A 26,647-nucleotide genomic window follows, 5' to 3' on the forward strand; every position below is an offset into this window, starting at 1 on the left:
CGCCCCGGACGCGTTCCGGGGCGGGCGGCTTCGTGTACGCGGCCCGGTCAGACCGCGTGGACGTCCTTGTGCCGGTCCTTGGGTGCGGCCTTCGCGGCCTTGTTGGCCTCCCAGCCCACCCAGGCGGAGGTGACCATGTCGCGGACGTCGTGCCGGGCCTTCCAGCCCAGCTCCCGGGTGATCTTCTCGGCCGAGGCCACGACCTTCGCCGGGTCGCCGGGGCGGCGCGGGCTGATCACCGGGGCGTAGTCGTGCCCGGTGCTCTCGTTCAGGAGGGCGACCATCTCGGCGACGGAAACGCCCTCGCCGCGCCCGATGTTGACGGTGAGGTCCTTGTAGTCACCGGCCGCGGCCCACTCGGCGAGCTTGCGGGCCGCCGCCACGTGGGCCTCCGCGAGGTCCTCGACGTGGATGTAGTCGCGGATGCAGGTGCCGTCCGGCGTCGGGTAGTCGTCGCCGAAGATGCGTGCGCCCTCGCCCTTGTCGAACCGCTCGAAGACCATCGGGACCAGGTTGAAGACGCCCGTGTCCGCGAGCTCGGGCGTCGCGGCGCCCGCCACGTTGAAGTAGCGCAGGCAGGCGGTGGCGATGCCGTGCGCCTTGCCCGCGGCGCGGACCAGCCACTCGCCGGCCAGCTTCGTCTCGCCGTAGGGGCTCAGCGGCGCGCACGGGGTGTCCTCGGTGACCAGCTCCACGTCGGGCATGCCGTAGACGGAGGCGGAGGAGGAGAACAGGACGTTGCGGATGCCGGCCGCGGCCACGGCCTGGAGCAGGACCGTGAGGCCCTGCACGTTCTCGTGGTAGTAGTACAGCGGCTTCTCGACGGACTCGCCGACCTGCTTCTTGCCCGCGAGGTGCACCACACCGGTGATCTTGTGCTCGCGGATGGCCTCGTCCAGGGCCAGGCGGTCCAGGACCGAGCCGACCACCAGTGGGACGCCCTCCGGCACACGGTCCTCGTCGCCCGTGGACAGGTCGTCGAAGACGACGACCCGCTCCCCCGCGAGCAGCATCGCGCGGACGACGTGCGAGCCGATGTATCCGGCGCCACCGGTGATCAGAAAGGTCATGTGCAGCTCCTGGTCCTGTCTGGGATCGTTCTCAGCGCGACGCGCAGCCCGCCCTCGCCCGACCGATCCGGTTCTGTACGAGGTACAGCGCGCCCGCGGCGCCGGGCGCGAGGCGCAGGGCGAGCGAGCCCGAACCCGTGCGGTACGGCTGCGTCAACAAAACACCGTACCGGCTGCTGGGCAGCGCGCGGCGGCGGAGCAGACGGCCCCGGGGGCGCAGGGAGGTGAGCAGGGAGCTCCCGTCCGCACACTCCACGACCACCCCGACGTTCCACGCCTGGAGCCGGCGCAGCCCCTTCCTGCGGCCGGTGGCGGCCAGGTCGGCGAGGCGGAAGGGCAGCACCACGGACCAGCCGCCGTCCCCGTCCGGGGTCAGCTCCGCCGGCTTGGCGAGGACCGGTTCGCCGCCGGCGCGGGGCAGGAAGCGCAGCTGCGCGGTCCGCGGGCCGGCCGCGGCGAGCCGCCCGTACAGGTCGTGCAACCGCAGCCGCACGGCCGCGTTGCCCGCCGGTTCGGCGTCTATGGTCACCGGCAGCGCGGCCGTCGGCAGTTCGCGCAGGCCGTCCAGCTCGACCGGGAGCTCCTCGCTCCACACCGGGACTCCGTCGGGTCCGGTCGCGTAGGGGGGCAGGAGCCGCGGCGGCTCGGCGGCGAAGCGGGTCAGCCGCTCGATGTCGGCGGGCGGGGTGGCGCCGGCGCGCAGCACCCGTACGACCCAGCGCGCGTGCGGGGCGGCGGCTTCGACCGCGGCCTCGTCGAAGGTGTCGAGGTACTCGCGGGTCAGGGTCCACCAGGCGGCCTGGTACTCGGGGTCCTGGCCGAGTTCGCGCAGGTACATGCGCAGGTCGTACTCCAGGAACTTCACCTGGCAGGCGTGGCCGAGTTCCGGGGAGGCCGCGGCGAGGGTCCGGGAGGCGGTGCGGTGGGCCTCGATGCGGGCGCGCCAGTTCCCGACGTCCTTGCGGTCCAGGGAGATGGACACCTGGGCGGCGTCCCGGCGCACGTGCCAGACGTAGACGAGGTCGTCGATGACCGCGATGCGGGGGGCGGCGGCCAGGACGCGCGCCGTGAACACGAAGTCCTCGTAGACGAACCGGCCGTCGGGGAACCGGATCGCATGCTCGTCCAGGAATGACCGCTCGTACAGCTTGTTGACGCAGAGCGTGTCGCGTACCAGCTCGGGCCGGTCCGCGGGCCGGTCGATCACGTCGCCCGCGGTGTACAGCCCGGGCACCCACGGCACGTCGTGGTGCTGCGGCAGCTCCCGGCGTACGCACGCGCCGACCGTGACCGGCGCCCGATGCTCCTCGGCGGCGCGCACCAGGGCTTCGGCCGCCCCCGCGGGCAGCACGTCGTCGCTGTCCAGGAACAGGACGTACCGGGAGGTCGCGGCCTCGATCCCGTCGTTGCGCGGGGTGCCGCAACCGCCGCTGTTCTCCGTGCGGTGGACGATCTTGAGGCGCGGGTGATGGGCCGCCAGCTCGTCCAGCACCCGCGCGGTGCCGTCGGACGAGGCGTCGTTCACCGCGATGACCTCGGCAACCACCGGGCCCTGGGCGAGAGCCGATTCAACGGCTTCGCCCACGAGCCCGGCATCGTTGTACGCGATCACCACAACGGACACGGAGGGGAGGTTTGTGCTGCTCACCCGTTGGATCCTAGGCGACCCGGGTAAACATCACTTCAAGGCCGCCCTCCGGGCCCGCACCAGCCCAAAGGGCAGATCAGAACGGCCGGAACTCGTCGTACTCCTGCTGCGCCGAGTCCCCGCGCTTCGCTTCCTTCTCCTTGCGGCGCTGCGTGGCCGGACGCGGAGCCTCCATGCGGTGGTCCTCACCGCGGCGGCCCAGCATCTCGGCGCCGGCCATCATGGTCGGCTCCCAGTCGAAGACGACGGCGTTCTCGTCGGAGCCGATGGCCACGCCGTCGCCGGCGCGGGCGCCGGCCTTCTTCAGCGCGTCCTCGACACCGAGGCGGTTGAGGCGGTCCGCGAGGTAGCCGACGGCCTCGTCGTTGTTGAAGTCGGTCTGGCGGACCCAGCGCTCCGGCTTCTCGCCGCGCACCACGTACACGTCCTCGGCCTCGTCGTAGGCGACGGTGAAGCCGGCGTCGTCCACGGCCTTCGGGCGGATGACGATACGGGTCGCCTCCTCCTTCGGCTTGCGGGCACGGGCCTTGGCCACGACCTCGGCGAGGAAGTAGGAGAGCTCCTTCAGGCCCGTACGGGCGACCGCGGAGACCTCGAAGACCTTGTAACCGCGGGCCTCCAGGTCCGGGCGGACCATGTCCGCGAGGTCCTGGCCGTCCGGGATGTCGACCTTGTTGAGCACGACGAGGCGCGGACGCTTCTCCAGGCCACCGCCGTAGATCTTCAGCTCTTCCTCGATGACGTCGAGGTCGGCGACCGGGTCGCGGTCGGACTCCAGGGTGGCGGTGTCCAGCACGTGCACCAGCACCGAGCAGCGCTCGACGTGGCGCAGGAACTCCAGGCCGAGGCCGCGGCCCTGGCTGGCGCCGGGGATCAGACCGGGGACGTCTGCGATCGTGTAGACCGTCGAGCCCGCGGTGACGACGCCGAGGTTCGGGACCAGCGTCGTGAACGGGTAGTCCGCGATCTTCGGCTTGGCCGCGGAGAGCACCGAGATCAGCGAGGACTTGCCGGCGCTCGGGAAGCCGACCAGCGCCACGTCGGCGACGGTCTTGAGCTCCAGGACGATGTCACCGGTCGTACCGGGGACACCGAGGAGCGCGAAGCCGGGCGCCTTGCGGCGGGCGGAGGCGAGCGCGGCGTTGCCGAGACCGCCGCGGCCGCCCTCGGCGGCGACGTAGGTGGTGCCCTGGCCGACGAGGTCGGCGAGGACGTTGCCCTCCTTGTCGAGGACGACGGTGCCGTCCGGCACGGGCAGGATCAGGTCCTGGCCGTCCTTGCCGGAGCGGTTGCCGCCCTCGCCGGGCTTGCCGTTGGTGGCCTTGCGGTGCGGGCTGTGGTGGTAGTCCAGCAGGGTGGTGATCGCCTGCTCCACCACCAGGATCACGTCACCGCCACGGCCGCCGTTGCCGCCGTCGGGACCGCCGAGCGGCTTGAACTTCTCCCGGTGAACGGAGGCGCAGCCGTGGCCCCCGTTACCCGCGGCGACGTGCAGCTCGACGCGGTCCACGAAGGTGGTCATGGTTGTTCCTCCAGATACAGCGGGGATAGTCCGGAAAATCCGGCGGCAGGCCTTGCTGCCCATTAAACGTGTCTATGTGACAACGCGCCGAGGGCGGACCTCTCTTCCCGGCCTGAGCCGGGAAGAGCTGAGATCCGCCCTCGGGAAGTTACGAACGCTTGATCAGCAGAAGCTGGATCAGGCGGCCGGAACGATGTTCACGACCTTGCGGCCACGGTGCGTGCCGAACTGGACCGAACCGGCCTGCAGCGCGAACAGCGTGTCGTCGCCACCACGACCGACACCCGAACCCGGGTGGAAGTGGGTGCCGCGCTGGCGGACGAGGATCTCGCCGGCGGAAACGACCTGACCGCCGAAGCGCTTCACGCCGAGCCGCTGGGCATTGGAGTCGCGCCCGTTCCGGGTGGACGATGCGCCCTTCTTGTGTGCCATGTCTCAGTCCCTCTTACTTCGCAGCCGCGGGGATACCGGTGACCTTGATCGCCGTGTACTGCTGGCGGTGACCCTGGCGACGGCGGTAGCCGGTCTTGTTCTTGTAGCGCAGGATGTCGATCTTGGCGCCCTTGTGGTGGTCCACGACCTCGGCCGTGACCTTGATGCCGGCCAGGACCCACGGGTCGCTGGTCACGGCGTCGCCGTCGACAACGAGCAGGGTCGAGAGCTCGACCGTGTCGCCAACCTTGGCAGTGGAAATCTTGTCAACCTCAACGATGTCGCCGACAGCAACCTTGTGCTGGCGACCACCGCTGCGCACGATGGCGTACACGCGGATCTCTCTCTCACTCGGGACGGATGCTCCTGAAGCCAGCCGCTCAGGCGGGCCGGGGCCCACGCTGATCCGGATTGGACGAGCGGCCTCTCCCGCGCGATGTTCCAGCGGGAGGAAGGTGCTCAGGAGCGCGGCGCATGCAGGACACGCCGACGGTCTAGGTTACGGGGCCGGTTCCGGAGGGTCAAACCGGGCCCCGCGCGACCGCGGGCCCCACCGCTCGGCCGGGCCCACGATCAACTGTGCTCGCTCAGGACGAGGATCAGGCTTCGGTCGGAGCCGAGACGGACGGGAGCGTCTGCTGCTCCGCCGCCGAGGTCTTCTTCGTCGCCCGCTTCGCCACGGTCTTCTTGGTCGTGGCCGCCTTCTTGGCCACGGTCTTCTTGGCCGCCGTCGCCTTCTTGGCGGTGGTGGCCTTCTTCGCCGCGGTCGCCTTCTTGGCCGGAGCCTTCTTGGCGGCCTTCTTCGCCGGGGCGGCCTCCTCGACGGGGGCCTCCGGCTCCGGCGCGGCCTCGGTCACCGGGGCCTCGACGACCACCACGGCGGCCTCTGCCGCGCCGGCCGGGGAGCCGGCGGGTGCGGTGGCCTTACGGGTGGCACGCCGGCGCGGACGGGCCGGCGCGGCCTCGGCCACGGGGGCCTCGACCACCGGCTCGGCTACCGGCTCGGGCTCGGCCTCGACGACGGCCTCGACGACCGGCTCGGGCTCCGGCACGACGACCGGCTCCGGCTCGGGCTCCGGGGCCACCTCGGCCACGGGCGCCGGGGCACCCGCCGGGGCGGTGGCCTTACGGGTCGCACGGCGACGGGTCCGGCCCTTGGGGGCTTCCTCCACCACCGGCTCCGCGACGAGCTCGACCTCGGCCTCGGCCTGGGCGACGACCTCGGCGGCCGGCTCCAGGACGGTGTCGGCGGGCTCGGTCACCGGCTCCGCCTCGGCGGGCTCGGCCACCGGGGTCTGCGTCGGGACCGCGCCGCGCGGGGCGCCCGCCGGGGCGGTCGCCTTGCGGGTGGCACGGCGCCGGTTGCGGCGGCCGCTCAGGCCCGCGGCGGCCTCGGCCTCGGCCGGGCTGCTGTACAGCTCCTCGCCCGCGACGAACTCCGGCTCCGGCAGCGCGACCGGCGCCGCGATCTCCGCGGCCACCTCGGCCTCGGATTCAAAGCCCTCCGCCTCGACCGTCTCGATCTCGTGGTCGTGCTGGTCGAACTCCGCCCGGCCGCCGCGGCGCTTGGCGCGCTTGCCGCCGTTGCCACCGCCGCCGATCGCGGTCGGGGTCTCCATGTGCACGATGACGCCGCGGCCGTTGCAGTGGACGCAGGTCTCGGAGAAGGACTCCAGCAGGCCCTGGCCCACCCGCTTGCGGGTCATCTGGACCAGGCCCAGCGAGGTGACCTCGGCCACCTGGTGCTTGGTGCGGTCGCGGCCCAGGCACTCCAGCATGCGCCGCAGCACCAGGTCGCGGTTGGACTCCAGGACCATGTCGATGAAGTCGATGACGACGATGCCACCGAGGTCGCGCAGCCGCAGCTGGCGCACGATCTCCTCGGCCGCCTCCAGGTTGTTCCTGGTGACGGTCTCCTCGAGGTTGCCGCCCTGACCGGTGAACTTGCCGGTGTTGACGTCGATGACGATCATCGCCTCGGTCTTGTCGATCACAAGCGAGCCGCCCGAGGGCAGCCACACCTTGCGGTCGAGCGCCTTGGCGAGCTGCTCGTCGATCCGGTACGTCGCGAAGACGTCGACCTCGGAGGTCCAGCGCGACAGCCGGTCGGCCAGGTCCGGGGCCACGTGGCTCACGTAGCCGTGGATGGTCTCCCAGGCGCCGTCACCGCTGACGATGACCTTCGAGAAGTCCTCGTTGAAGATGTCGCGCACGACGCGGACGGTCATGTCCGGCTCGCCGTACAGCAGGCTCGGCGAAGAGGTCGAGATCTGCTTCGACTTCTTCTGGATGTCCTCCCACTGGGCCTGCAGACGCTCGACGTCGCGGCGCAGCTCGTCCTCGCTCGCACCCTCGGCGGCGGTGCGCACGATGACGCCCGCGTCCTCGGGGACGATCTTCTTGAGGATGGTCTTCAGGCGCGCGCGCTCGGTGTCGGGCAGCTTGCGGCTGATACCGGTCATCGAGCCCTCGGGCACGTAGACCAGGTAACGGCCGGGCAGAGACACCTGGCTGGTCAGGCGGGCGCCCTTGTGGCCGATCGGGTCCTTGGTGACCTGCACGAGGACCGACTGGCCGGACTTCAGGGCGGACTCGATGCGGCGCGGCCCGTTGGCCATGCCGAGCGCCTCGAAGTTGACCTCACCGGCGTACAGGACCGCGTTGCGGCCCTTGCCGATGTCGATGAAGGCGGCCTCCATCGACGGCAGCACGTTCTGGACCTTGCCCAGGTAGACGTTGCCGACGTACGAGGTGGCTTCTTCCTTGTTGACGTAGTGCTCGACGAGCACGTTGTCCTCGAGGACGCCGATCTGGGTGCGCTCGCCGGACTGACGGACGACCATCACGCGCTCGACGGCCTCACGGCGGGCCAGGAACTCGGCCTCGGTGATGATCGGCACGCGGCGGCGGCCCTGCTCGCGGCCTTCGCGGCGGCGCTGCTTCTTCGCCTCCAGGCGGGTCGAGCCCTTGATGGACTGGACCTCGTCGGACGGCTCGGCCTTCTCGCGGGCCGGGCGGGGCTCGCGGACCTTGACGACGGTACGCACGCCCTCGTCCTCACCGGCCTCGGCGGTGACGTCGGCGGGCTCACCGCTACGGCGGCGACGACGGCGACGACGACGGCTGGAGCTGGAGCCGAGGGCGGCCTCTTCGGCCTCGTCGTACTCGGCGGCCTCTTCTTCCTCGGCCTCCTGCTCGGCGGCCTCGGCCTCGGCCTCTTCCTCGGCGGACTCGTCGAGGTCGGCGGCCTCGCCACGGCGGCGGCGACGGCCACCGCGACGGCGGCGGCGCGACGGACGCTCGCCCGACTCGTCGCCCTCTTCGAACTCGGCGGCCTCTTCCTCCAGCTCGGCCTCGGGCTCCTCCTCAGCGAGCACCTCGGGGAGGGAGACCGGCGCGGTCTCGGCGACGGGCGCGGCCTCGGCGGCGGCGCGGCCACGGCGGCGGCGACGGCCGGCCGGCTGCGGGGCGGGGGCGACCTCGGTCTCGACGACCTCGGCTTCGAGCTCCTCCTCCTCGACCTCCTCGACCGGGGCGGCGGCCCGAGCGGCGGCCGCGGCCATGGCGGCGGTCTCCGGGGTCTGGAACATCGGCTCGGCGAAGACCGGGGCCTGGAAGGTGGCCACGGCGGGACGCGCGGCGCGGCGGGCGGCCCGGGCCGGCGCCGGGGCGGCGGGCTCGGCGCTCTCGGCGGGCTGGGCGACGGGCTGCGCCGGGGCGGCCGCGGTGGTGGAACGGGTGGCGCGACGGCGGCCGCCGCGCTTCGGGGAGTCCAGCGCGTCGGCGACGGTGAAGGTCCGGGCGGCGGCCTTGGGGGCCTCCTCCGCGACGGGGGCCTCGACGACGGCCTCGGCGGCGGGGGCCTCCGGGGCGGTGACGGCGCGGGTGGCACGGCGACGGGCACGCGGCGCGGGAGCGGCGGGCTCCTCGACCACGACGGCGGCCGGAGCCTCGGCCACGGGGGCCTCGACGGCCTCGACGGTCTCCGCGACCTCGGCGGCCGGGGCGGTGACGGCGCGGGTGGCACGGCGACGGGCACGCGGCGCGGGAGCGGCGGGCTCCTCGACCACGGGAGCGGCGACGGGCTCCTCCACCACGACGGGGGCGGCCTCGGCGGCCGGCGCGGCCACGGCGCGGGTCGCACGGCGACGGGCACGGGGGGCGGGAGCGGCCGGAGCCTCCTCCTCGGCGACCGGAGCGGCCTCGGCGACCGGAGCGGCCTCGGCGGCCGGAGCCTCCGGGGCGGTGACGGCGCGCGTGGCACGGCGACGGGCACGCGGCGCGGGAGCGGCGGGCTCCTCGACCACGGGAACGGCGGCGGCCGGAGCCTCCACCACGACCGGGGCGGCCTCGGCGGCCGGCGCGGCCACGGCGCGGGTCGCGCGGCGACGGGCACGGGGTGCGGGGGCGGCCTCAGGAGCGGCCTCCGGGGCCGGAGCGGCCTCGGTCACCGGGGTGGTCTCGGCGGCGGTCGCACCGGGCGGACCGGCCGGCCGGGAAGCTGCGCGGCGACGCCTGCGCGGAGGCAGGTTGTCGCTCGGGCTGTTGTTGTTGGTGGTGTCGTTTTCGTTGTTGAGCATTGCGGGCGGTTCTCCCGTCACGCTCCCGGGCGCCGCGGCTGACATCCGGTCCGGCTCGGCTCCGCGCGATGAACGCGGAACCGGCCTCCGGGGCGCGTTCGCCACACGGGAGCTGTAGTCCATGGCCGCCGGTTCCGTACGTGTTGTCCGTACGGCCTGGCGGAAGTCTTCAGGTCTGTGCGCGGCCCGACCCAGGTGGCTCCCGAGTGCCAGGGCTGCGCGACGACGACGATCCCTACGCGGCGGGACCTTCCGGCGCCTTCGCGTCGGCGGCTACGGCGGCCGTGGGTGGGGCGGCCGTGACAGCCTCGCGGTCGGGCGCGAGCGGGTCGGTCACCGTGCCGGACTCCTCGTCGAAGAGCCCCTGCGCCAGCCTGGTCACCGCAGAGGGGACCGGCGGCGCCAGGTCGGCCACAGCTCGGAGACCGGACAGGACGTCGTCGGGTCGCACGGCAGGTGTCAAATGCCGAACAACCAGCCGCAGTATCGCACAGGCACTGTCCAGCGGCCTATCACCAGCGGAAGGAAGCGCCTCGAGGCTCACCACGGCACCGCGGGTGTCGAAGGTCCGCATGCCGTTCTTGGTCCGGCGCTGCACCTCCACCGTCTCGGCGGCGAGGAAGGCCTCCACGGCCCGCTCGGCCTCGGCGGGCTCCACGCCGTCCAGGCGCAGCTCCCACACGGAGGCGGTCAGCCGGTCCGCGAGGCCGGACGTGCGGGCCTCGACGGCGTCGATGATGTCGAGGCCGGTCGGCATCGACTCGTCGAGCAGCTCGCGCAGCTTCTCGGGGTCGCGGGGCGCGGCGAGGGCGATCTCCAGGTACTCGGCCTCGCTGCCGGTCCCGGTCGGGGCCGCGTTCGCGTACGAGACGCGCGGGTGCGGGGTGAAGCCCGCCGAGTACGCCATCGGCACGTCGGCGCGGCGCAGGGCCCGCTCGAACGCGCGCTGGAAGTCACGGTGGCTGGTGAACCGGAGGCGTCCGCGCTTGGTGTAGCGCAGTCGAATGCGCTGCACCACCGGTGCGGGAGGCGGGCCTTCGGGCTGTCGCTTGCCCAGTGGTTCTTCTCCTTGTGCGGGGCTCCGCGGCTCGCGCGTCGCCCTGAGGTCTGTCGACCCGCTCCGGCTCACCCCTGCCGTTCGCGCAGGGAGATCTCGTCAGCGGGTGCCGCGTCGGCGGCTGTCGTACTACCCAGAGTACGCGCCCGTGACCTCGCCGGTTCCCGGGGAGGAGTACCGAACAGCGCCCTGCCCAGCTCGGCGCGGACCTCCCGCACGGTGGCGCGCACCGTTCGCCACACGTCACGGGCGAGATGCCCGACCGGGGTCAGGACGTACCGGTACACCCGCGACGCGGGCCACCCGACGAACACCCACCCGACCCACTTGAGCCCCCGCCACAGCGTCCCCGTGATCACCCCGGCGACGTACCAGGCCCAGACGAGGACCTGCCCCAACGGCGTGAGCACGTACCGGTGGAACCCGCGCGCCAGCCACACGAGGCCCAGCCCGACGGGCCGCAGCAGGTAGCCGTGGATCGCTTTCACCAGCCATACGAAGCCGTGCCCGATCGGGGTGAGCACGTACCGGTACAGCATCTCCACCAGCCATGCGCAGCCCTGCCCGATCGGGGTGAGCACGTACCGGTAGAGCACCTGCGCCAGCCACCCGAGCCCCAGCAGGACCGGCCGCAGCGCGTAGCGCCACAGCCCCACCCAGGGCCAGACGAAGAGGAGCATGCCCAGCAGCCACCCGAGCCACCTGCCGCCCTTGGCCAGCGGCGCGAGCAGGTACCGCATGCCACCGTGCCCCAGCCAGGCCAGGGCGGTGCCCAGCGGGCGCAGCACGTACGCGTACACCGCGCGGCCGACGGGCGCGAGCACGTACGCGTTCAGCCCGGAGGCCGCCCACTCGATCCCGCGCCCCGCCGGCACCAGGACGTACCGCCACAACCCCACCCACGGCCAGACGAAGACGAGCTTGAGCAGCGTCACGACCGTCCAGGCGAGCCCGCGCAGCACCGGTTCCAGGACGTACGTCCACAGCGGCGCGAGCACGTGGCGCCGCAGCAGGCGCCCGAAGGCGACGAGCAGGTCCCACACCACCCGTACGGGCAGTACGACCAACACCGCCACGATCTTCACGGGTATCCGCAGGACCCCCACCAGACAGCCGTCGCCGTCGTACCCGGGCTGCTGCTTCTCGATCTCCATGCGGCTCTCCATGCGGCTAAGGACACACGAAAGGGCCCCGACCGTTGCGGTCGGGGCCCTTTCGTGTGTCCTGCTCGGACCGAATTACTTCACCACGGACAGCGGCAGCAGCTTCTTGCCGGTGGGGCCGATCTGGATCTCGGTCTGCATCTGGGGACACACGCCGCAGTCGAAGCACGGCGTCCAGCGGCAGTCGTCGACCTCGGTCTCGTCGAGGGCGTCCTGCCAGTCCTCCCAGAGCCAGTCCTTGTCGAGACCGGAGTCCAGGTGGTCCCAGGGCAGGACCTCCTCGTACGTGCGCTCGCGCGTCGTGTACCAGGCGACGTCCACGCCGTACTTCGGCAGCGTCTTCTCCGCCGCCTCCATCCAGCGGTCGTACGAGAAGTGCTCGCGCCAGCCGTCGAAGCGGCCGCCCGACTCGTAGACCGCGCGGATCACGTCGCCGATGCGGCGGTCGCCGCGCGAGAGGAGGCCCTCGACGATGCCCGGCTTTCCGTCGTGGTAGCGGAAGCCGATGGAGCGGCCGTACTTCTTGTCGCCGCGGATCTTGTCGCGGAGCTTGCCCAGGCGGGCGTCCGTCTCCTCGGCCGACAGCTGCGGCGCCCACTGGAAGGGGGTGTGCGGCTTGGGGACGAAGCCGCCGATCGAGACGGTGCAGCGGATGTCGTTCTGGCCCGAGACCTCACGGCCCTTGGCGATGACGTTGACCGCCATGTCGCCGATCTGGAGCACGTCCTCGTCGGTCTCGGTCGGCAGGCCGCACATGAAGTACAGCTTCACCTGGCGCCAGCCGTTGCCGTACGCGGTGGAGACCGTGCGGATCAGGTCCTCTTCCGAGACCATCTTGTTGATGACCTTGCGCATGCGCTCGGAGCCGCCCTCGGGGGCGAAGGTCAGGCCGGAGCGGCGCCCGTTGCGGGTCAGCTCGTTCGCCAGGTCCACGTTGAAGGCGTCCACGCGGGTCGACGGCAGGGACAGGCCCACCTTGTCGTCCGTGTAGCGGTCCGCGAGGCCCTTGGCGATGTCGGCGATCTCGGTGTGGTCCGCCGAGGAGAGGGAGAGGAGGCCGACCTCCTCGAAGCCCGTGGCCTTGAGCCCGCGCTCCACCATCTCGCCGATGCCGGTGATGCTTCGCTCCCGCACGGGGCGCGTGATCATGCCGGCCTGGCAGAAACGGCAGCCGCGGGTGCAGCCGCGGAAGATCTCCACGGACATCCGCTCGTGGACGGTCTCGGCGAGCGGGACCAGGGGCTGCTTGGGGTACGGCCACTCGTCGAGGTCCATGACCGTGTGCTTGGACACGCGGTAGGGAACGCCGGACTTGTTCGGTGCGACGCGCGCGATGCGGCCGTCCGGCAGGTAGTCGACGTCGTAGAAGCCCGGCACGTAGACCTGGCCGGTCTTGGCCAGCCGGAACAGGACTTCCTCGCGCCCGCCCGGCCGCCCCTCGGCCTTCCAGGTGCGGATGATCTCGGTCATGTCGAGGACGGCCTGCTCGCCGTCGCCGATGACCGCGCAGTCGATGAACTCCGCGATCGGCTCGGGGTTGAAGGCCGCGTGGCCGCCCGCGAGGACGATCGGGTGGTCGACCGTGCGGTTCCTGGCCTCCAGCGGGATGCCCGCGAGGTCCAGGGCCGTGAGCATGTTGGTGTAGCCCAGCTCCGTGGAGAAGGACAGGCCGAACACGTCGAAGGCCGAGACGGGGCGGTGGCTGTCCACGGTGAACTGCGGCACCTTGTGCTCGCGCATCAGTTCTTCGAGGTCGGGCCAGACGCTGTAGGTGCGCTCGGCGAGGACGCCCTCGCGCTCGTTGAGCACTTCGTACAGGATCATGACGCCCTGGTTGGGCAGCCCGACTTCGTACGCGTCCGGGTACATGAGAGCCCAGCGAACGTCGCAGGACTCCCACGGCTTCACGGTGGAGTTGAGCTCACCGCCGACGTACTGGATGGGCTTCTGCACATGCGGAAGCAGGGCCTCAAGCTGAGGGAAGACCGACTCGGTCATCACGCGACTTTCGTGAAGCGGGCAGGGGGCAGCTCTCAAGCGTACCCCGAGGCTCAGCCGCCCCCACCCTCGTGATCATTCCAGTGCGGCCCGCAGCTCCGGGTCCGAGGCATCGGCCCAGATGTCCGGAAGCTCCCTTTCCCGGCGCTCGGCGACAGCCTCCTCGCGGGCGTAGAGCACGCCCCAGGTGAAGGCGGACTCGCCGGCGCCCGCCGCCTGGACGGCGAGGCCGCGCAGGGCTTCGCGGGCGACCACGCTGTCCTGGTGGTCGCCGAGCAGGCTCTGGACCGCCTTGATGGCCTTGGCCAGGCGCTTGGCCGGTTTGCCGAGTGCGGGCACGGCCGCCTCCGCCGCGTAGCGGGCGCGCTTGGCGGCCTTGCGGGCGTCGTGCAGGGCCAAGTCGCGCTTGTGGCCCTCTTCGAGGGCGAGCGCCTTGTCGACCCGGCCGGCGAGGCGCTCGTAGTCGCGCAGCACGGCCTTCGGCAGGACGCTCTCGGCGGGCCGGGCAGCGGCCTTGAGGAGCGGAGGAGCCGCCAGCAGTGCGTCGAGGGAGTCCAGCAGGGCGAGGTGGCGCTCGCTGTCGAGTGCGGCCAGGGCCTGCCGCCGCGACTCGGTGCGGCAGGTGGTGTCCCAGATGCGCAGGCGGCTGTGGAGCGGGCCCAGGAGCAGTGTGTCGGGCAGTTCGTCGAGATGGGCCGCGATCCTTTCCCGCAGGACCTCCTGGTCGCGGTCCACCCCCAGCTCGGCGGCGAGCCAGCGCAGCTCCTCGCCCACCGGATCGGTGACGTCGCGGTCCAACACCTTGCGGTACGTCTTGAAGGCGCTGCGGAGCCGGCGGGTGGCGACCCGCATCTGGTGGACGGAGTCCGGCAGGTTCCGCCGTACGGCCGGGTCGTGCGCGATCAGGCCGTCGCGCTGTTCGCGCAGGTACGCCAGGACGTACGCGCCCGCCGTGCCGTCGGCACGGTCGTCCCCAGGCCGGGCCGGGGGCGCGGTGCCGGTTTCGGCCAGGGCCCGCGCGAGCTTCGAGGGGGCGTCGGAGACTTTGAGTCCGGCCTTGCGGAAGGCCTTCTCGACCGCGTCGAGGAGCCCGGGGTCGACCCCGTCGGCGAGTTCCACCTCGACCTCGGTCCAGGAGGCGGTGGCTTCGCCCCGCTCGGCCAGGACCTCGTCGGTGCTCAGTTCCGCGAGCAGGGCGCCGTCGGCGTCGAGGAGGTGGCTGATGCTGCGGGAAGAGAGGAGCCGGACCTGCGGCTCCAGTCCGGCGCGGCGCACGCGGGAGCGCAGGAGCGCCGCCAGCGAGGGCGGGACGGTGTCGCTGAGCGCGACCCCGATCTCGTCGCGCACTCCCGGGGACACGGGCAGTTTGAGGTGCCAGCCCGCGTCCGCGCCGCCCGTTCTGCGCCGCAGGGTGAGACCGTCGGCGGCGAGCCGCTGGTCGGGGGTGTCGTAGTAGACGGCGTCGAGGTCGACGGTGCCCTGGTCGGAGACGGCCGTGATTCCGGCCGTGCCCGTCAGGTCCGGCACCCCGCGCCTGGGGCTCTTACCCTTGATGAACTCGAATTTCCGCTCGATTTCGCGCTTCGTGTCCGCCATAGACCGAACTTAGTCCTGAACGGATCACGTCGGCAGGGTGAACGGGGGAACGGGGCGACATCAGGCCGACAACGGCCGCTGCACCTTGATCGACTGCAGTAGTCCGATGGCCACCCACACCGCGAACATCGACGAGCCTCCGTACGAGACGAACGGCAGCGGAAGGCCGGCCACCGGCATGATCCCGAGGGTCATGCCGATGTTCTCGAAGGACTGGAAGGCGAACCAGGCGATGATCCCGGCGCACACGATCGTCCCGTACAACTCGGTGGTCTCGCGGGCGATCATGCAGGCGCGCCAGAGGACGACGCCCAGGAGGAAGAGGATCAGCCCGGCCCCGACGAAGCCCAGCTCCTCCCCCGCGACGGTGAAGACGAAGTCGGTCTGCTGCTCGGGGACGAACTGGCCGGTGGTCTGCGAGCCCTTGAAGAGCCCCGAGCCGGTCAGCCCTCCGGAGCCGATCGCGATGCGCGCCTGGTTGGTGTTGTAGCCGACGCCGGCGGGGTCGAGCTCGGGGTTGGCGAAGGCGGCGAAGCGGTTGATCTGGTACTCGTCGAGGACGCCGAGCTGCCAGATCAGGACGGCGCCGGCCACGCCGGAGCCGAGCAGGCCCAGCACCCAGCGGTTGGATGCGCCGGAGGCCAGGAGCACGCCGAGCACGATGACGACCATGACCATGACGGAGCCGAGGTCGGGCATCAGCATGACGATGCCCATCGGGGCGGCGGCCAGGCAGAGCGCCTTGACGACGGTGCGGTGGTCGGGGTGCGTGAGGTCACCCGCGTCGACCCGGGTGGCCAGCAGCACCGCCATGACCAGGATGATCGTGATCTTCACGAACTCGGAGGGCTGGAGGGAGAATCCGCCGCCGATCACGATCCACGCGTGGGCGCCGTTGATGGTGGCGCCGAGCGGGGTGAGCACGGCGAGGATCAGCAGGAGCGAGAGCCCGTAGAGGATCGGCACCGCACCGCGCAGGGTGCGGTGGCCGAGCCAGATGGTGCCGATCATCAGGACGAGGCCGATGCCGGTGTTCAGGGCGTGCCGGGCCAGGAAGTAGTACGGGTCCCCCTGGTTCAGCGCGGTCCTGTTGCGGGTCGCCGACCACACCAGCAGGGCGCCGATGAAGGACAGCGCGAGGGACGACAGGAGTATCGGCCAGTCGAGCCGGCGCACCACAGAATCGCGGGCGGTGAGCCTGGCCATCGCCCCGCGCTCGGGCGCGTACCGGGAGACGGAGAACTTGTTGGCGGTCTGCATGGCGGTTCGGGTCCTCAGTCGTGCTGGGCGGGGCGCGCGGCGGGCGGTCCGGCGAGCGCGGGCGGCGCCGGCTCCTCCGGGGACGGCGGCACGTACGGCCGGATCTCGGGGGAGTCGATGGAGCCGTCGGGGCGGATCCTGGGCAGTTTCGCCTCGGGCTTCAGCAGCAGGGCCTTCTTCAGGTCCTGCTTGCCTTCCATGTCGAGGCCGTAGATGGCGTTGTAGATGTTGCGGACGGCGGGGCCTGAGGCCCCGGAGCCGGTGCCGCCCTGGGAGATCGTCATGACGATGGTGAAGTCGTCGGTGTAGGTCGCCAGCCACGAAGTGGTCTGCTTGCCGTAGACCTGGGCGGTGCCGGTCTTGGCCCGCATCGGGATCTTGTCGAGCGGCCAGCCGCCGAACCGCCAGGCGGCGGTGCCGCCGGGCTCGACGACCATGCGCAGGCCCTTGTCGAGGTTGCCGATGGTCTTGGCGTCGATCGGCAGCCTGCCGTGGGACCTGGGCTTGATCATCTGGATGCGCTTGCCGTCGGGGCTGATGACGGCCTTGCCGACGGTGGGGTCGAAGAGCGTGCCTCCGTTGCTGATGGCGGAGTACGCGGTGGCCATCTGGATGGGCGTGACGAGGACGTCGCCCTGGCCGATGGCGAAGTTGATGCTGTCGAACGCCTTCAGCTGGTTGCCTTCGAGGCAGCTCTCGTAGGCGATCTGCTCGACGTAGGTGCCGCCCTTCTTGCCCTGCTTGCACCAGGAGTCCTTGTTGGCCGCCCAGAAGTTCTTCTTCCACCGGCGGTCGGGGATGCGGCCGGTGACCTCGTTCGGCAGGTCGATCCCGGTCTCGGAGCCGAGGCCGAATTCGCGGGCGGTGCGGTAGAACCAGTCGTGGGCGTCCTTCTTGGGCTTGAGGCCGCCGTCGCGCTGCCACTCCTTGTGCCCGAGGGCGTAGAAGACGGTGTTGCAGGAGAACTTGAGGGCCTCGGCGAGGGTGATGGGGCCGTGCCCCTTGGACTCGAAGTTCGCGAAGCTGCGGTTGCCCATGCTGTAGGAGGCGCTGCAGTTGTACTTGTCGTCGAAGGCGTAGCCGGCCCGCACGGCCGCGCTCGCCGACACGACCTTGAAGATGGAGCCCGCGGGGGCCTGGCCCTGGATGGCCCGGTTGAGCAGCGGGTAGTTGGAGTTCTTGCTGGTGAGGCCCGCGTAGTCCTTGGCGGAGATTCCGCCGACCCAGGCGTTGGGGTCGTAGTCGGGCTGGGAGGCCATCGCGACGACGCGGCCGGTCTTGGCCTCCATGACGACGACGGCGCCCGAGTCGGCCTCGTACTTGCGCCCGGTGATCTTGTCGGTCTCCTGGCGGACGGTCTTCATCGCCGCCTGGAGCTCGAACTCGGCGACGGCCTGGACCCGGGCGTCGATGCTGGTGACGAGGGTGGATCCGGGGATGCCGGGGTCGGACTGGGTCTGGTGCATGACCCGGCCGAGGTTGTCGACCTCGTACGAGGTGACCTGCGCCTTGCCGCGCAACTGCTTGTCATACGTGCGTTCGATCCCGGAGCGGCCGACCTGGTCGGAGCGCAGGTGCGGCGAGTCGGTGTCCTTGGCCTTCTGGATCTCGTCGTCGGTGACCGGCGAGAGGTAGCCGAGCACTTGCGAGGTGCGGGCCCCGCCGGGTGCCGGGTAGCGGCGGACGGCGGTGGGCTCCGCGGTGATGCCGGGGAAGTCCTCGGGGCGTTCGCGGAGCTGCAGCGCCTGCTGCGTGGTGGCTTCGAGGGTGATCGGGATCGGCTGGTACGGGGAGCCGTTCCAACAGGGCGCGGGGGTCTCGGAGTCGCAGAGGCGGACCTTCTCCATGACCTCCTTGGGGGTCATGTCGAGGACGTCGGCGAGGCGGGTCATGACGGCCTTGCCCCGATCCTTCATCTTCATCAGCGCCGTGCGGCTGGCGGAGACGACCAGGCGGGTCTCGTTGTCGGCGAGCGGGACCCCGCGGGCGTCGAGGACGGAACCGCGCACGGCGGGCTGGACGACCCGCTGGACGTGGTTGCTCCTCGCCTCGTGGTAGTACTCGTCGCCGTTGCGGATCTGCAGGTACCAGAGCCGGCCGCCGAGGGTGAGGAACATCGAGCAGACGAGCACCTGGATGATGATGAGCCTGATCTGCACCCGGGAGGTGCGGCCGGTCTCCGGAACGTTGCTCACGCCTGCTCCTCCCTACAGCTTCTTGACGCTCTTCACACCCTTGACTGCCTTGATGCCCTTTATGCGGCCTGCCTTGTTGGCGCGGGAGCGTGCGGTCTTCAGGCGCAGGCCGCCGCGCTGGCTGCCGATGCGCAGGCCGGTGCCACCGGCCAGCCAGCCGGCGGAGACGTCGGCGGCCTTGTTGGCGGGGCCGCCGCCGGCCTCGACGGCCATCGGGTCGTTCTCGGCGCGCCGGGCCAGGGCCATGATGAACGGCACGGTGAAGGGCGCGAGGAGCAGGTCGTAGAGGGTCGCGGTGAACAGCAGCCCGGTCAGACCCACGTGGCGGGCGGCGGTGTCGCCGACGAGGGCGCCCACGCCCGCGTAGAGCAGGGTGGAGCCGATCGCGGCGGCCACGACGGTGAGCATGGGGCCCCAGGCGGAACGGAACCGCCCGCTGTCGGGGCGGACCAGGCCGACCATGTAGCCGATGACGCACAGGACGAGCGCGTACCGTCCGGCGGCGTGGTCGGCGGGCGGGGCCAGGTCGGCGAGGAGGCCGGCGGAGAAGCCGATGAGGGCGCCGCTGACGTGCCCGTACACGAGTGCGAGGGCGACGACGGTGAGCAGCACCAGGTCGGGTACGGCGCCGGGCAGTTGGAGCCGGCCCAGGACGGAGACCTGGACGACGAGGGCGACCACGACGAGCGTGGCCGAGAGCAGGATCCGGTTGAAGGGCATGGGCGGTCTGCTCCTACTCGTCTTCCGGCTTGCCGGGCACGGTGGCGGACGACGACGGGGTGACCGTGACGGTGACGGTCGGGGTGGGCTTGGGGGCTTCGGGCTTGGGCGGCAGGACGGCGTCGCGCGGGTCCTCGCGCGGCGGCATCACGACGACGCCGACGATGTCCAGCCGCGAGAAGCCGACGAAGGGACGCACCCATACGGTGCGGGTCAGGTCGCCGCGGGAGGAGTCGACCTTGATGACCTCGCCGATCGGCACACCGGGCACGAAGGGCTTGTTGCCGCGCGAGCCGAAGGTGACGAGCCGGTCGCCGGGGTTGACCTTGGCCTTGCCGTTGAGCATCTGGACGGACAGGGCCCGGTCGCCCTGGCCGGTGGCGAAGCCGAGTTCGCCGGTCTTCTCCAGGCGGGTGCCGACGGTGAAGTCGGGGTCGTTGGCGAGGACGACGGTGGCGGTGTCGGGGCCGACGGTGGTGACGCGGCCGACGAGGCCGTCCCCGTTGAGGACGGTCATGTCGCGCTCGATGCCGTCCTTGCTGCCGGCGTCGATGGTGACGGTCCAGGAGAAGCCCTGGGCCGCGCCTATGGCGATGACCTCGGCGCCCTTGATGCCGTACTGTCCGGCGCCCGCGCGCTTGAGCATCTCGTCGAGTTCGCGGATGCGGCTGCGGGTCTGGTCGTCGCTGCCGAGCTTGGCCTTCAGGGCCGCGTTCTCCCGCTCCAGCGTGGCGATGCGGTTGTGCCGGCTCCCGGAGTCCCGTACCGCCCCTATGGCGTTGGCGACCGGGTCGACGGCCGTCGCCACGCCCTTCTCGACGGGGCCGAAGACCGCTGCGGCGGCCTGCCGGGCACCGTCGACCGGCGACTCCTCGCCTGCCCTGATGTCCACCGTGATCAATGCGAACGCGATGGCGATCAGAAGCACCAGGAGCAGCCGGCTTTCTCGTGTGTCCCTCACGTGCGGCGGCCGTGCCTTCCTCGTCGAAATTCTCTTTTGCCTGTATATCAACGATCCGCCGCACGGGCCCGGTAGCACCCGTACGGCGGATCCTTGTGTGTTCCGCATGGCCCCTCCGACAGGAAGGGGTGTGTGTCAGCGACGGATCAGCGACGGGGCTGGGCGTCGAGGACCTGCTGGAGGGCCTCGAACTCCTCGACGCACTTGCCGGAGCCGAGCGCCACGGAGTCGAGCGGGTCCTCGGCGATGTGGATCGGCATGCCCGTCTCGCGGCGCAGTCGCTCGTCGAGGCCGCGCAGCAGGGCGCCGCCGCCGGTCAGGACGATGCCGCGGTCCATGATGTCGCCGGAGAGCTCCGGCGGGCACTTGTCGAGGGTGGTCTTGACGGCGTCGACGATGGCGTTGACGGGCTCCTCGATGGCCTTGCGCACCTCGGCGGCCGAGATGACGACCGTCTTGGGCAGGCCGGAGACCAGGTCGCGGCCGCGGATCTCGGTGTGCTCGTCCTTGTCGAGGTCGTACGCCGACCCGATGGTGATCTTGATCTGCTCGGCGGTCCGCTCACCGAGGAGGAGCGAGTACTCCTTCTTGATGTGCTGGATGATCGCGTTGTCGAGCTCGTCGCCGGCCACCCGGATCGACTGCGCCGTGACGATTCCGCCGAGGGAGATGACGGCCACCTCGGTGGTGCCGCCGCCGATGTCCACGACCATGTTGCCGGTGGCTTCGTGGACGGGCAGGCCCGAGCCGATGGCGGCGGCCATGGGCTCCTCGATGATGTGCACCTGACGGGCGCCGGCCTGCGTGGACGCCTCGATGACGGCGCGCCGCTCGACTCCCGTGATGCCGGAGGGCACGCAGACCACGACGCGCGGGCGGGCCAGGTAGCGGCGCTTGTGGATCTTGAGGATGAAGTAACGGAGCATGCGCTCCGTGATCTCGAAGTCGGCGATCACGCCGTCCTTGAGGGGCCGTACGGCGACGATGTTCCCGGGGGTGCGCCCGATCATCTTCTTCGCCTCGGAGCCGACCGCCAGGATGCCACCGGTGTTCGTGTTGATGGCGACCACGGACGGCTCGTTCAGGACGATCCCCCGGCCCCTCACGTACACCAGCGTGTTGGCGGTCCCGAGGTCGATCGCCATGTCACGGCCGATGAACGACATGTTGTTCCCCTTGTTCCCCATGAGGAGCGTCTGGCCTTCCAGTTGATAGCGGCTGCTGTCAGGTCGGCGAGTGGGTGTGTGGGTGGAGGCCCCATCGTAGTGCCGCGAGTCCGGAGACCGCGCGACGGGACTCCGGCAATCCCGCCGGATCGGAAACCCGCCCCCTTGGAGGTGACGACGGGTCTTGCCCAGGCGTTCCCGCTCGCGCCCCGAAATACCGAAGGGCGACCGAAATTACTTCGGTCGCCCCAGGTGGTGAGCGCTATTTGGCTGATGTCGCGTCAGGAAAGAGTACTCAGAGCGAGGGGAAGAAGAGCTTCAGCTCCCGCTCCGCGGACTCCTCGGAGTCCGAGGCGTGGATCAGGTTCTCCCGCACGATGGTGCCGAAGTCCCCCCGGATGGAGCCGGGCGCCGCGGCGATCGGGTCGGTGGGTCCGGCCAGCTGGCGGACACCCTCGATCGCACGTTCCCCTTCGACCACCAGGACGACGGCCGGGCCGCTCGCCATGAAGCCCATGAGGGGCTCGTAGAACGGCTTGCCCTTGTGCTCGCCGTAGTGCGCCTCAAGGGTCTCCTGGTCCAGCGTGCGCAGCTCCAGGGCGGGGATGGTCCAGCCGGCCTTCCGCTCGATGCGGCCGATGATCTCGCCGATCAGACCGCGACGGACGGCGTCGGGCTTGAGGATGACGAGGGTGCGCTGGGTCATGTTGGGGCTCCTTGCGGCATACGGGTGCGGTAGGACGAATCTACAGGGCCGTTCGGACCTGTCCGATCGGCGAGGCCGCTTTCACGGCCCGGGCCCGGCGCGGCGGCCCCTCCCGGGCCCCGCCCACCCGAGGCCCCACGCGACCCCCACCGACCCGACCACGCCGGGCAGGCCGACCCGACAAGGCCGGCCGGGCCGGCCGGCCAGACGGGCCGGCCGGCCCGGCAAGGCCAGGCAGGCGGGCCAGGCAGGCAGGCCAGGCCGAGCAGGCAGGGCAGGCAGGGCAGGCCGGGCAGGTCGGCCGAGCAGGCCGGGCAGGCCGGGCAGCCAGAGCCGGACGGGCAGGCCGCCCGAGCGCGCGCCGGGCACGCCGACAGGCCGAACGGGCTGCCCGGACGGCCGGGCCGACCGGGCGGCCGGGCCGACCCGGCGGGCGGGCCGGGCTTCGCGTGGGCACGGGGTGCGGACCGCAGGTCACACGGCGGATTCCTCCGCCATGGCCGCCCAGCGGGCCTTGGCCGCGTCGACCTTGCGGCCGTAGTGCACCGAGCACCACCACAGTCCGGCGAACACCGCGCCGAGGAAGAACATCGTCGGGACGACGAACCCGCTCGCGATCAGGCCGATCTGCAGCGCCCAGCCCAGCTGGACCGCCCCGGGACGCGACAGCATCCCGCACAGCAACACCGAGAGCAGCATCGCGACCCCGCACACCGTCCAGACCGTGGCCTGGGTCAGGTCCGGGTCCTTCATCGCGACCAGCCCCGCGAAGCCGATCACGAAGAACTCGCCGATCAGCGTGCTCGCACACAGCGTGCGCATTCCTCAGCCCCTCTTCAGCAGCAGGCGGGCCTCGCCCACCGTGATCACGGACCCGGTCACCAGGACCCCGGCCCCTCCGAACTCGGCCTCTTCCTCCGCCAGGGTGATCGCCGCCTCCAGGGCGTCGTCCAGCCGCGGCTCCACCTGCACCCGGTCCCCGCCGAAGACCTCGACGGCGATGGCGGCCAGCTCGTCCGCGTCCATCGACCGGTGGCTGGAGTTCTGCGTGACCACGACCTCCGCGAAGATCGGCTCGAACGCCTCCAGCACCCCGCGGACGTCCTTGCCCTCGCTCGCGGCGACGACTCCGATCAGCCGGCTGAAGCCGAACGACTCGGTGACCGCGTCTGCGGTGGCCGCCGCGCCCGCCGGGTTGTGCGCCGCGTCCAGCACCACGGTCGGGCTGCGGCGCACGACCTCCATGCGGCCCGGCGAGGTCACCGAGGCGAAGGCCCGCTGCACGGTCTCCAGGTCCAGGATCCGCGCGCCCTCCTGGCCGATCCCGAAGAAGGCCTCGACGGCGGCCAGCGCCACCGCCGCGTTGTGCGCCATGTGCGCGCCGTACAGGGGCAGGAAGATGCCGTCGTACTCGCCACCCATGCCCCGCAGCGTCAGCTGCTGCCCGCCGACCGCGACCTCGCGGGAGACGACGCCGAACTCCATGCCCTCGCGGGCGACGGTCGCGTCGACCTCGACGGACTTCTTCAGCAGCGCCTGCGCCGCGTCCACCGGCTGCTGCGCCAGGATCACGGTCGCGCCCTGCTTGATGACGCCGCCCTTCTCCAGGGCGATCTCGCCGGGGGTGGAGCCGAGCCGGTCGGTGTGGTCGAGGCTGATCGGGGTGACCACCGCGACCGCGGCGTCGATGACGTTGGTCGCGTCCCAGGTGCCGCCCATGCCGACCTCGATCACGGCCGCGTCGACCGGGGCGTCCGCGAAGGCCGCGTACGCCATCCCGGTCAGCACCTCGAAGAACGAGAGCCGGAACTCCTCGTTGGAGTCGACCATCTCCACGTACGGCTTGATGTCGTAGTACGTCTCGACGAACCGCTCGGCGTCGATCGGGGCGCCGTCGAGGCTGATCCGCTCGGTGATCGACTGCACGTGGGGGCTCGTGTACCGGCCGGTGCGCAGCTCGAAGGCGTTCAGCAGGCACTCGATCATGCGGGCCGTGCTGGTCTTGCCGTTGGTCCCGGTGACGTGGATGGTCGGGTACGCGCGCTGCGGCTCGCCCAGTACGTCCATCAGCGCCGCGATCCGCGTGACCGACGGCTCCAGCTTGGTCTCGCCCCAGCGCGTGGAAAGCTCCTGCTCCACCTCCAGCAGCGCCTTGGCGGTCTCCGGGTCGGTGGGCCGGGCGGGTACCGGGTCGCCCTGGGGCGGTCCGGCCTGGGTGCGCAGGGTGCGGCTGCCGGCCTCGATCACCGCCAGGTCGGGGTCGCGGTCGGACTCTTCCGCCACGATCTGGTCGAACTCGTCGAACTCGTCGCGGTCGTGGCTCTCGGGCTGCTGCTCACTCACACGCCCAGTCTACGGACGCGGACCCGAGGGACTTTCGACCCGGGCGCTTCGGGACCTTCGGCCGCCGGGGCGACCTGATCGTTATGCAAGCCTTGCGGGCAGGAGATAGGGGAACAAATGCCGCAGGCCAGCAGCAACACGACAGGATCCAGCCGCGACATAGGGATAGACCTGGGGACCGCGAACACCCTGGTCTACGCGAGGGGGCACGGAATCGTCCTCAATGAGCCGTCCGTGGTCGCCGTGAAGGCGGGCACCACCACCGCCCTGGCCGTCGGGACGGAGGCCAAGGAGACCATCGGCCGCACCCCCGGCTCCATCACCGCCATCCGCCCCCTCAAGGACGGGGTGATCTGCGACTACGAGGCCGCCGAGGAGATGATCCGGCACTTCGTCCGCAAGGCCGTTCCCGGTCGCCGGCCCCGCACCCGAATGGTGATCTGCGTACCGTCGGGCGTCACCCAGGTCGAGCGACGGGCCATCATCCACGCCTCCACCAGGGCCGGCGCCAAGACCGTGCACCTGATCGAGGAACCGATGGCCGCGGCGATCGGCGCCGGGCTGCCGGTGGCCGAACCGCGCGGCTCGATGGTCGTCGACATCGGCGGCGGCACCTCGGAGGTCGCCGTCATCTCGCTGGGCGGCATCGTCACCTCCCGGTCGCTGCGCGTCGGTGGGGACCGGCTGGACGCGGCGATCATGGACTACGTGCGCAAGGAGCACGCCCTCCTCATCGGCGAACGCACCGCCGAGGACGTCAAGGTGGCCATCGGCTCGGCCTGGCCCGTGCCCGACCAGCCCGAACTGGAGACCCGGAGCTTCATCGTGCGCGGCCGGGAGAAGGTCGGCGGCATGCCGCAGACTCTCGTCCTGAGCGCGCCGGACGTACGGGCCGCGCTCGACGAGCCGGTCGAGGCGATCATCGCGGCGGTGCGCACCACCCTGGAGGAGTGCCCGCCGGAGCTCTCCGGTGACGTGATGGAACACGGCATCGTCCTGACCGGTGGCGGCGCGCTGCTCCCGGGCCTGGACCTGCGGATGGCCTCCTCGACGGGCATCCCGGTCTTCGTCGCCGACAACCCGCTGCACTGCGTGGCCCTCGGCTCCGGCCGCTGCGTGGAGGACCTGGACACCCTGAACGTCCTGCCGGCCCCGGCGCGCGTCTAGCCCCTCGGCAGGGTCGCCACGACCTCGTACGAGTCCTCCGTGCGCGTCGCCGTCAGGGTTCCGCCCAGGCTGCGCACGCGCTCGGACATGCTCGCCGTCCCCGAGCCCGCCGAGACCGGGGCCCGGCTCGGGGTGCGGGCGGGCAGCGGGTTGGTGACGGCGATCCGCAACTGCGGGCCGTCCGCCGCGATCGACACGTCGATGGTCTCCCCGCGCGCGTGCTTGGCCGCGTTGGTCAGGCACTCCTGCACCACCCGGTACACGGCTGCCTGCCGCAGCGGCGACAGGCCGTTCACGTCCGGATCCATGGCGAGCCGTACGGGCGAACCCGCCCGCCCGCTCTCCTCCGCGAGGGCCGCCAGCCCGTCCACGCCCGGGGTCGAGGCCCGCTCCCCGCGCTGCACGATGATCTCGTTGAGCACGAGATGGGCCCGGCGCGCGGTGTCGGCGAGCTCCTCGAAATCTGATCCGTACGCCGTCTCGCGCGACCGCACCGACAGCACCTCGGAGCGCACCGTCAGCAGGGTCAACTCCCGCCCGACGAAGTCGTGGACGTCGCGGGCGACCGAGGTCCGCTCCTGCTGGACGGCCTGGAGCACGGCGGACTCGGCCCGTCGCGCGGTGAGCTCCGCCACCAGGTCGTGCCGGTAGGCGGCGATGCCGACGGCCGAGGCGAGCACCCCGATGGGCACGATCAGGCCGAGGAAGGCGCTGAGCGACTCGTGCTTGGCCTCGGTCCAGCCCGGCAGGCACCAGAACAGGCACAGCGCGAAGGCGACGTACCCGAGCGTGGCGAGGACGCCGGCCCGGCGCCCTCGGTAGCGGCCGACCGAGTACAGCGCGAACTGGATCAGGGTCAGTTCGTGCAGCCAGCCGATGAAGAGCAGCGCGGCGAGGTACGAGATCCAGGGCATCCGGCGCCGCACCAGCAGGGTGGAGCAGCCGAGCGCGAGGACCACGGCGGCGGCCGGCCCGTTGAGGGAGTTGTCGGCGGCCGCGAGGCCCGGCAGGTCGAGCGCCATCAGGCCGAGGCAGCTCAGCGCCGTGAGCACGTCCATCGCGC

Annotated in this window: 20 protein-coding genes; 1 reads left to right on the plus strand and 19 read right to left on the minus strand. The window is 71.5% G+C overall.

Annotated elements, in window-relative coordinates:
* Positions 1 to 47 precede the first annotated feature (47 nt).
* The 18 genes from galE to ACFV9H_RS36960 all read right to left on the minus strand — a co-directional run bounded on the left by galE (position 48) and on the right by ACFV9H_RS36960 (position 24,417).
* Positions 48 to 1,070 carry a UDP-glucose 4-epimerase GalE gene (gene galE, locus ACFV9H_RS36875; RefSeq protein ID WP_385407403.1) on the minus strand — a complete coding sequence of 341 codons (1,023 nt, stop codon included), beginning with the start codon at positions 1,068 to 1,070 and terminating at the stop codon, positions 48 to 50.
* 31 nt (positions 1,071 to 1,101) lie between these two features.
* Positions 1,102 to 2,718, minus strand: coding sequence for a glycosyltransferase family 2 protein (locus tag ACFV9H_RS36880; protein ID WP_385407406.1), 1,617 nt, complete (start codon positions 2,716 to 2,718; stop codon positions 1,102 to 1,104).
* Between the two features lie 76 nt (positions 2,719 to 2,794).
* On the minus strand, positions 2,795 to 4,240 hold the full coding sequence (gene obgE, locus ACFV9H_RS36885; RefSeq protein WP_385407409.1) for a GTPase ObgE: 1,446 nt from the start codon (positions 4,238 to 4,240) through the stop codon (positions 2,795 to 2,797).
* A 177-nt stretch (positions 4,241 to 4,417) separates the two neighbouring features.
* Positions 4,418 to 4,672 (minus strand): 50S ribosomal protein L27, encoded by a 255-nt coding sequence (gene rpmA / locus ACFV9H_RS36890; RefSeq protein ID WP_030840805.1) that lies wholly within the window; start codon positions 4,670 to 4,672, stop codon positions 4,418 to 4,420.
* A gap of 13 nt (positions 4,673 to 4,685) precedes the next feature.
* Complete coding sequence (gene rplU / locus ACFV9H_RS36895; protein ID WP_015033583.1) at positions 4,686 to 5,006, minus strand: 50S ribosomal protein L21; 321 nt, start codon at positions 5,004 to 5,006, stop codon at positions 4,686 to 4,688.
* Positions 5,007 to 5,271: 265 nt separating this feature from the next.
* Complete coding sequence (locus tag ACFV9H_RS36900; RefSeq protein WP_385407412.1) at positions 5,272 to 9,252, minus strand: ribonuclease E/G; 3,981 nt, start codon at positions 9,250 to 9,252, stop codon at positions 5,272 to 5,274.
* A gap of 235 nt (positions 9,253 to 9,487) precedes the next feature.
* A complete protein-coding gene (locus ACFV9H_RS36905; RefSeq protein ID WP_385407414.1) occupies positions 9,488 to 10,267 on the minus strand; it encodes a TIGR03936 family radical SAM-associated protein in 780 nt (259 codons plus the stop codon).
* 110 nt (positions 10,268 to 10,377) lie between these two features.
* Positions 10,378 to 11,463: a hypothetical protein gene (locus tag ACFV9H_RS36910; RefSeq protein ID WP_385407416.1), complete on the minus strand. Its 1,086-nt coding sequence runs from the start codon at positions 11,461 to 11,463 to the stop codon at positions 10,378 to 10,380.
* An 84-nt stretch (positions 11,464 to 11,547) separates the two neighbouring features.
* Positions 11,548 to 13,473, minus strand: coding sequence for a TIGR03960 family B12-binding radical SAM protein (locus tag ACFV9H_RS36915; protein ID WP_385407419.1), 1,926 nt, complete (start codon positions 13,471 to 13,473; stop codon positions 11,548 to 11,550).
* 72 nt (positions 13,474 to 13,545) lie between these two features.
* Positions 13,546 to 15,066, minus strand: coding sequence for a CHAD domain-containing protein (locus ACFV9H_RS36920; protein ID WP_385407421.1), 1,521 nt, complete (start codon positions 15,064 to 15,066; stop codon positions 13,546 to 13,548).
* Positions 15,067 to 15,126: 60 nt separating this feature from the next.
* Entirely contained in the window at positions 15,127 to 16,326 is a 1,200-nt protein-coding gene (rodA, locus tag ACFV9H_RS36925) for a rod shape-determining protein RodA (RefSeq protein ID WP_385407423.1), read from the minus strand.
* A gap of 14 nt (positions 16,327 to 16,340) precedes the next feature.
* Positions 16,341 to 18,521: a penicillin-binding protein 2 gene (gene mrdA / locus ACFV9H_RS36930; protein ID WP_385407425.1), complete on the minus strand. Its 2,181-nt coding sequence runs from the start codon at positions 18,519 to 18,521 to the stop codon at positions 16,341 to 16,343.
* Between the two features lie 12 nt (positions 18,522 to 18,533).
* Positions 18,534 to 19,241 (minus strand): rod shape-determining protein MreD, encoded by a 708-nt coding sequence (gene mreD, locus ACFV9H_RS36935; RefSeq protein ID WP_385407427.1) that lies wholly within the window; start codon positions 19,239 to 19,241, stop codon positions 18,534 to 18,536.
* 13 nt (positions 19,242 to 19,254) lie between these two features.
* A complete protein-coding gene (gene mreC / locus ACFV9H_RS36940; RefSeq protein ID WP_385407430.1) occupies positions 19,255 to 20,202 on the minus strand; it encodes a rod shape-determining protein MreC in 948 nt (315 codons plus the stop codon).
* A gap of 146 nt (positions 20,203 to 20,348) precedes the next feature.
* Positions 20,349 to 21,368, minus strand: a complete 1,020-nt coding sequence (locus ACFV9H_RS36945; protein ID WP_008738981.1) for a rod shape-determining protein — start codon at positions 21,366 to 21,368, stop codon at positions 20,349 to 20,351.
* A 295-nt stretch (positions 21,369 to 21,663) separates the two neighbouring features.
* A complete protein-coding gene (gene ndk, locus ACFV9H_RS36950) occupies positions 21,664 to 22,074 on the minus strand; it encodes a nucleoside-diphosphate kinase (protein ID WP_385407433.1) in 411 nt (136 codons plus the stop codon).
* 474 nt (positions 22,075 to 22,548) lie between these two features.
* A complete protein-coding gene (locus ACFV9H_RS36955; protein WP_385407436.1) occupies positions 22,549 to 22,896 on the minus strand; it encodes a DUF4233 domain-containing protein in 348 nt (115 codons plus the stop codon).
* A gap of 3 nt (positions 22,897 to 22,899) precedes the next feature.
* Positions 22,900 to 24,417: a bifunctional folylpolyglutamate synthase/dihydrofolate synthase gene (locus tag ACFV9H_RS36960; RefSeq protein ID WP_385407438.1), complete on the minus strand. Its 1,518-nt coding sequence runs from the start codon at positions 24,415 to 24,417 to the stop codon at positions 22,900 to 22,902.
* Positions 24,418 to 24,534: 117 nt separating this feature from the next.
* Here ACFV9H_RS36960 and ACFV9H_RS36965 point away from each other — a divergent pair, with 117 nt between their 5' ends.
* Positions 24,535 to 25,584, plus strand: coding sequence for a rod shape-determining protein (locus tag ACFV9H_RS36965; protein WP_385407441.1), 1,050 nt, complete (start codon positions 24,535 to 24,537; stop codon positions 25,582 to 25,584).
* Here the strand turns inward: ACFV9H_RS36965 and ACFV9H_RS36970 are convergent.
* The coding region (locus ACFV9H_RS36970; protein ID WP_385407444.1) for a sensor histidine kinase at positions 25,581 to 26,647 on the minus strand (1,067 nt) is incomplete at its 5' end. The genes ACFV9H_RS36965 and ACFV9H_RS36970 overlap by 4 nt on opposite strands.

The sequence above is a fragment of the Streptomyces sp. NPDC059874 genome, assembly GCF_042731135.1.
Classification (GTDB): domain Bacteria; phylum Actinomycetota; class Actinomycetes; order Streptomycetales; family Streptomycetaceae; genus Streptomyces.

Bases quoted from the DNA above. Each gene is read 5' to 3' on its own strand.
- rpmA (WP_030840805.1), bottom strand. From the start codon at position 4,672: ATGGCACACAAGAAGGGCGCATCGTCCACCCGGAACGGGCGCGACTCC.
- galE (WP_385407403.1), bottom strand. From the start codon at position 1,070: ATGACCTTTCTGATCACCGGTGGCGCCGGATACATCGGCTCGCACGTC.
- obgE (WP_385407409.1), bottom strand. From the start codon at position 4,240: ATGACCACCTTCGTGGACCGCGTCGAGCTGCACGTCGCCGCGGGTAAC.
- rodA (WP_385407423.1), bottom strand. From the start codon at position 16,326: ATGCAGACCGCCAACAAGTTCTCCGTCTCCCGGTACGCGCCCGAGCGC.
- ACFV9H_RS36910 (WP_385407416.1), bottom strand. From the start codon at position 11,463: ATGGAGATCGAGAAGCAGCAGCCCGGGTACGACGGCGACGGCTGTCTG.
- ACFV9H_RS36920 (WP_385407421.1), bottom strand. From the start codon at position 15,066: ATGGCGGACACGAAGCGCGAAATCGAGCGGAAATTCGAGTTCATCAAG.
- ACFV9H_RS36900 (WP_385407412.1), bottom strand. From the start codon at position 9,252: ATGCTCAACAACGAAAACGACACCACCAACAACAACAGCCCGAGCGAC.
- ACFV9H_RS36965 (WP_385407441.1), top strand. From the start codon at position 24,535: ATGCCGCAGGCCAGCAGCAACACGACAGGATCCAGCCGCGACATAGGG.
- ACFV9H_RS36955 (WP_385407436.1), bottom strand. From the start codon at position 22,896: ATGCGCACGCTGTGTGCGAGCACGCTGATCGGCGAGTTCTTCGTGATC.
- ndk (WP_385407433.1), bottom strand. From the start codon at position 22,074: ATGACCCAGCGCACCCTCGTCATCCTCAAGCCCGACGCCGTCCGTCGC.
- mreD (WP_385407427.1), bottom strand. From the start codon at position 19,241: ATGCCCTTCAACCGGATCCTGCTCTCGGCCACGCTCGTCGTGGTCGCC.
- ACFV9H_RS36945 (WP_008738981.1), bottom strand. From the start codon at position 21,368: ATGTCGTTCATCGGCCGTGACATGGCGATCGACCTCGGGACCGCCAAC.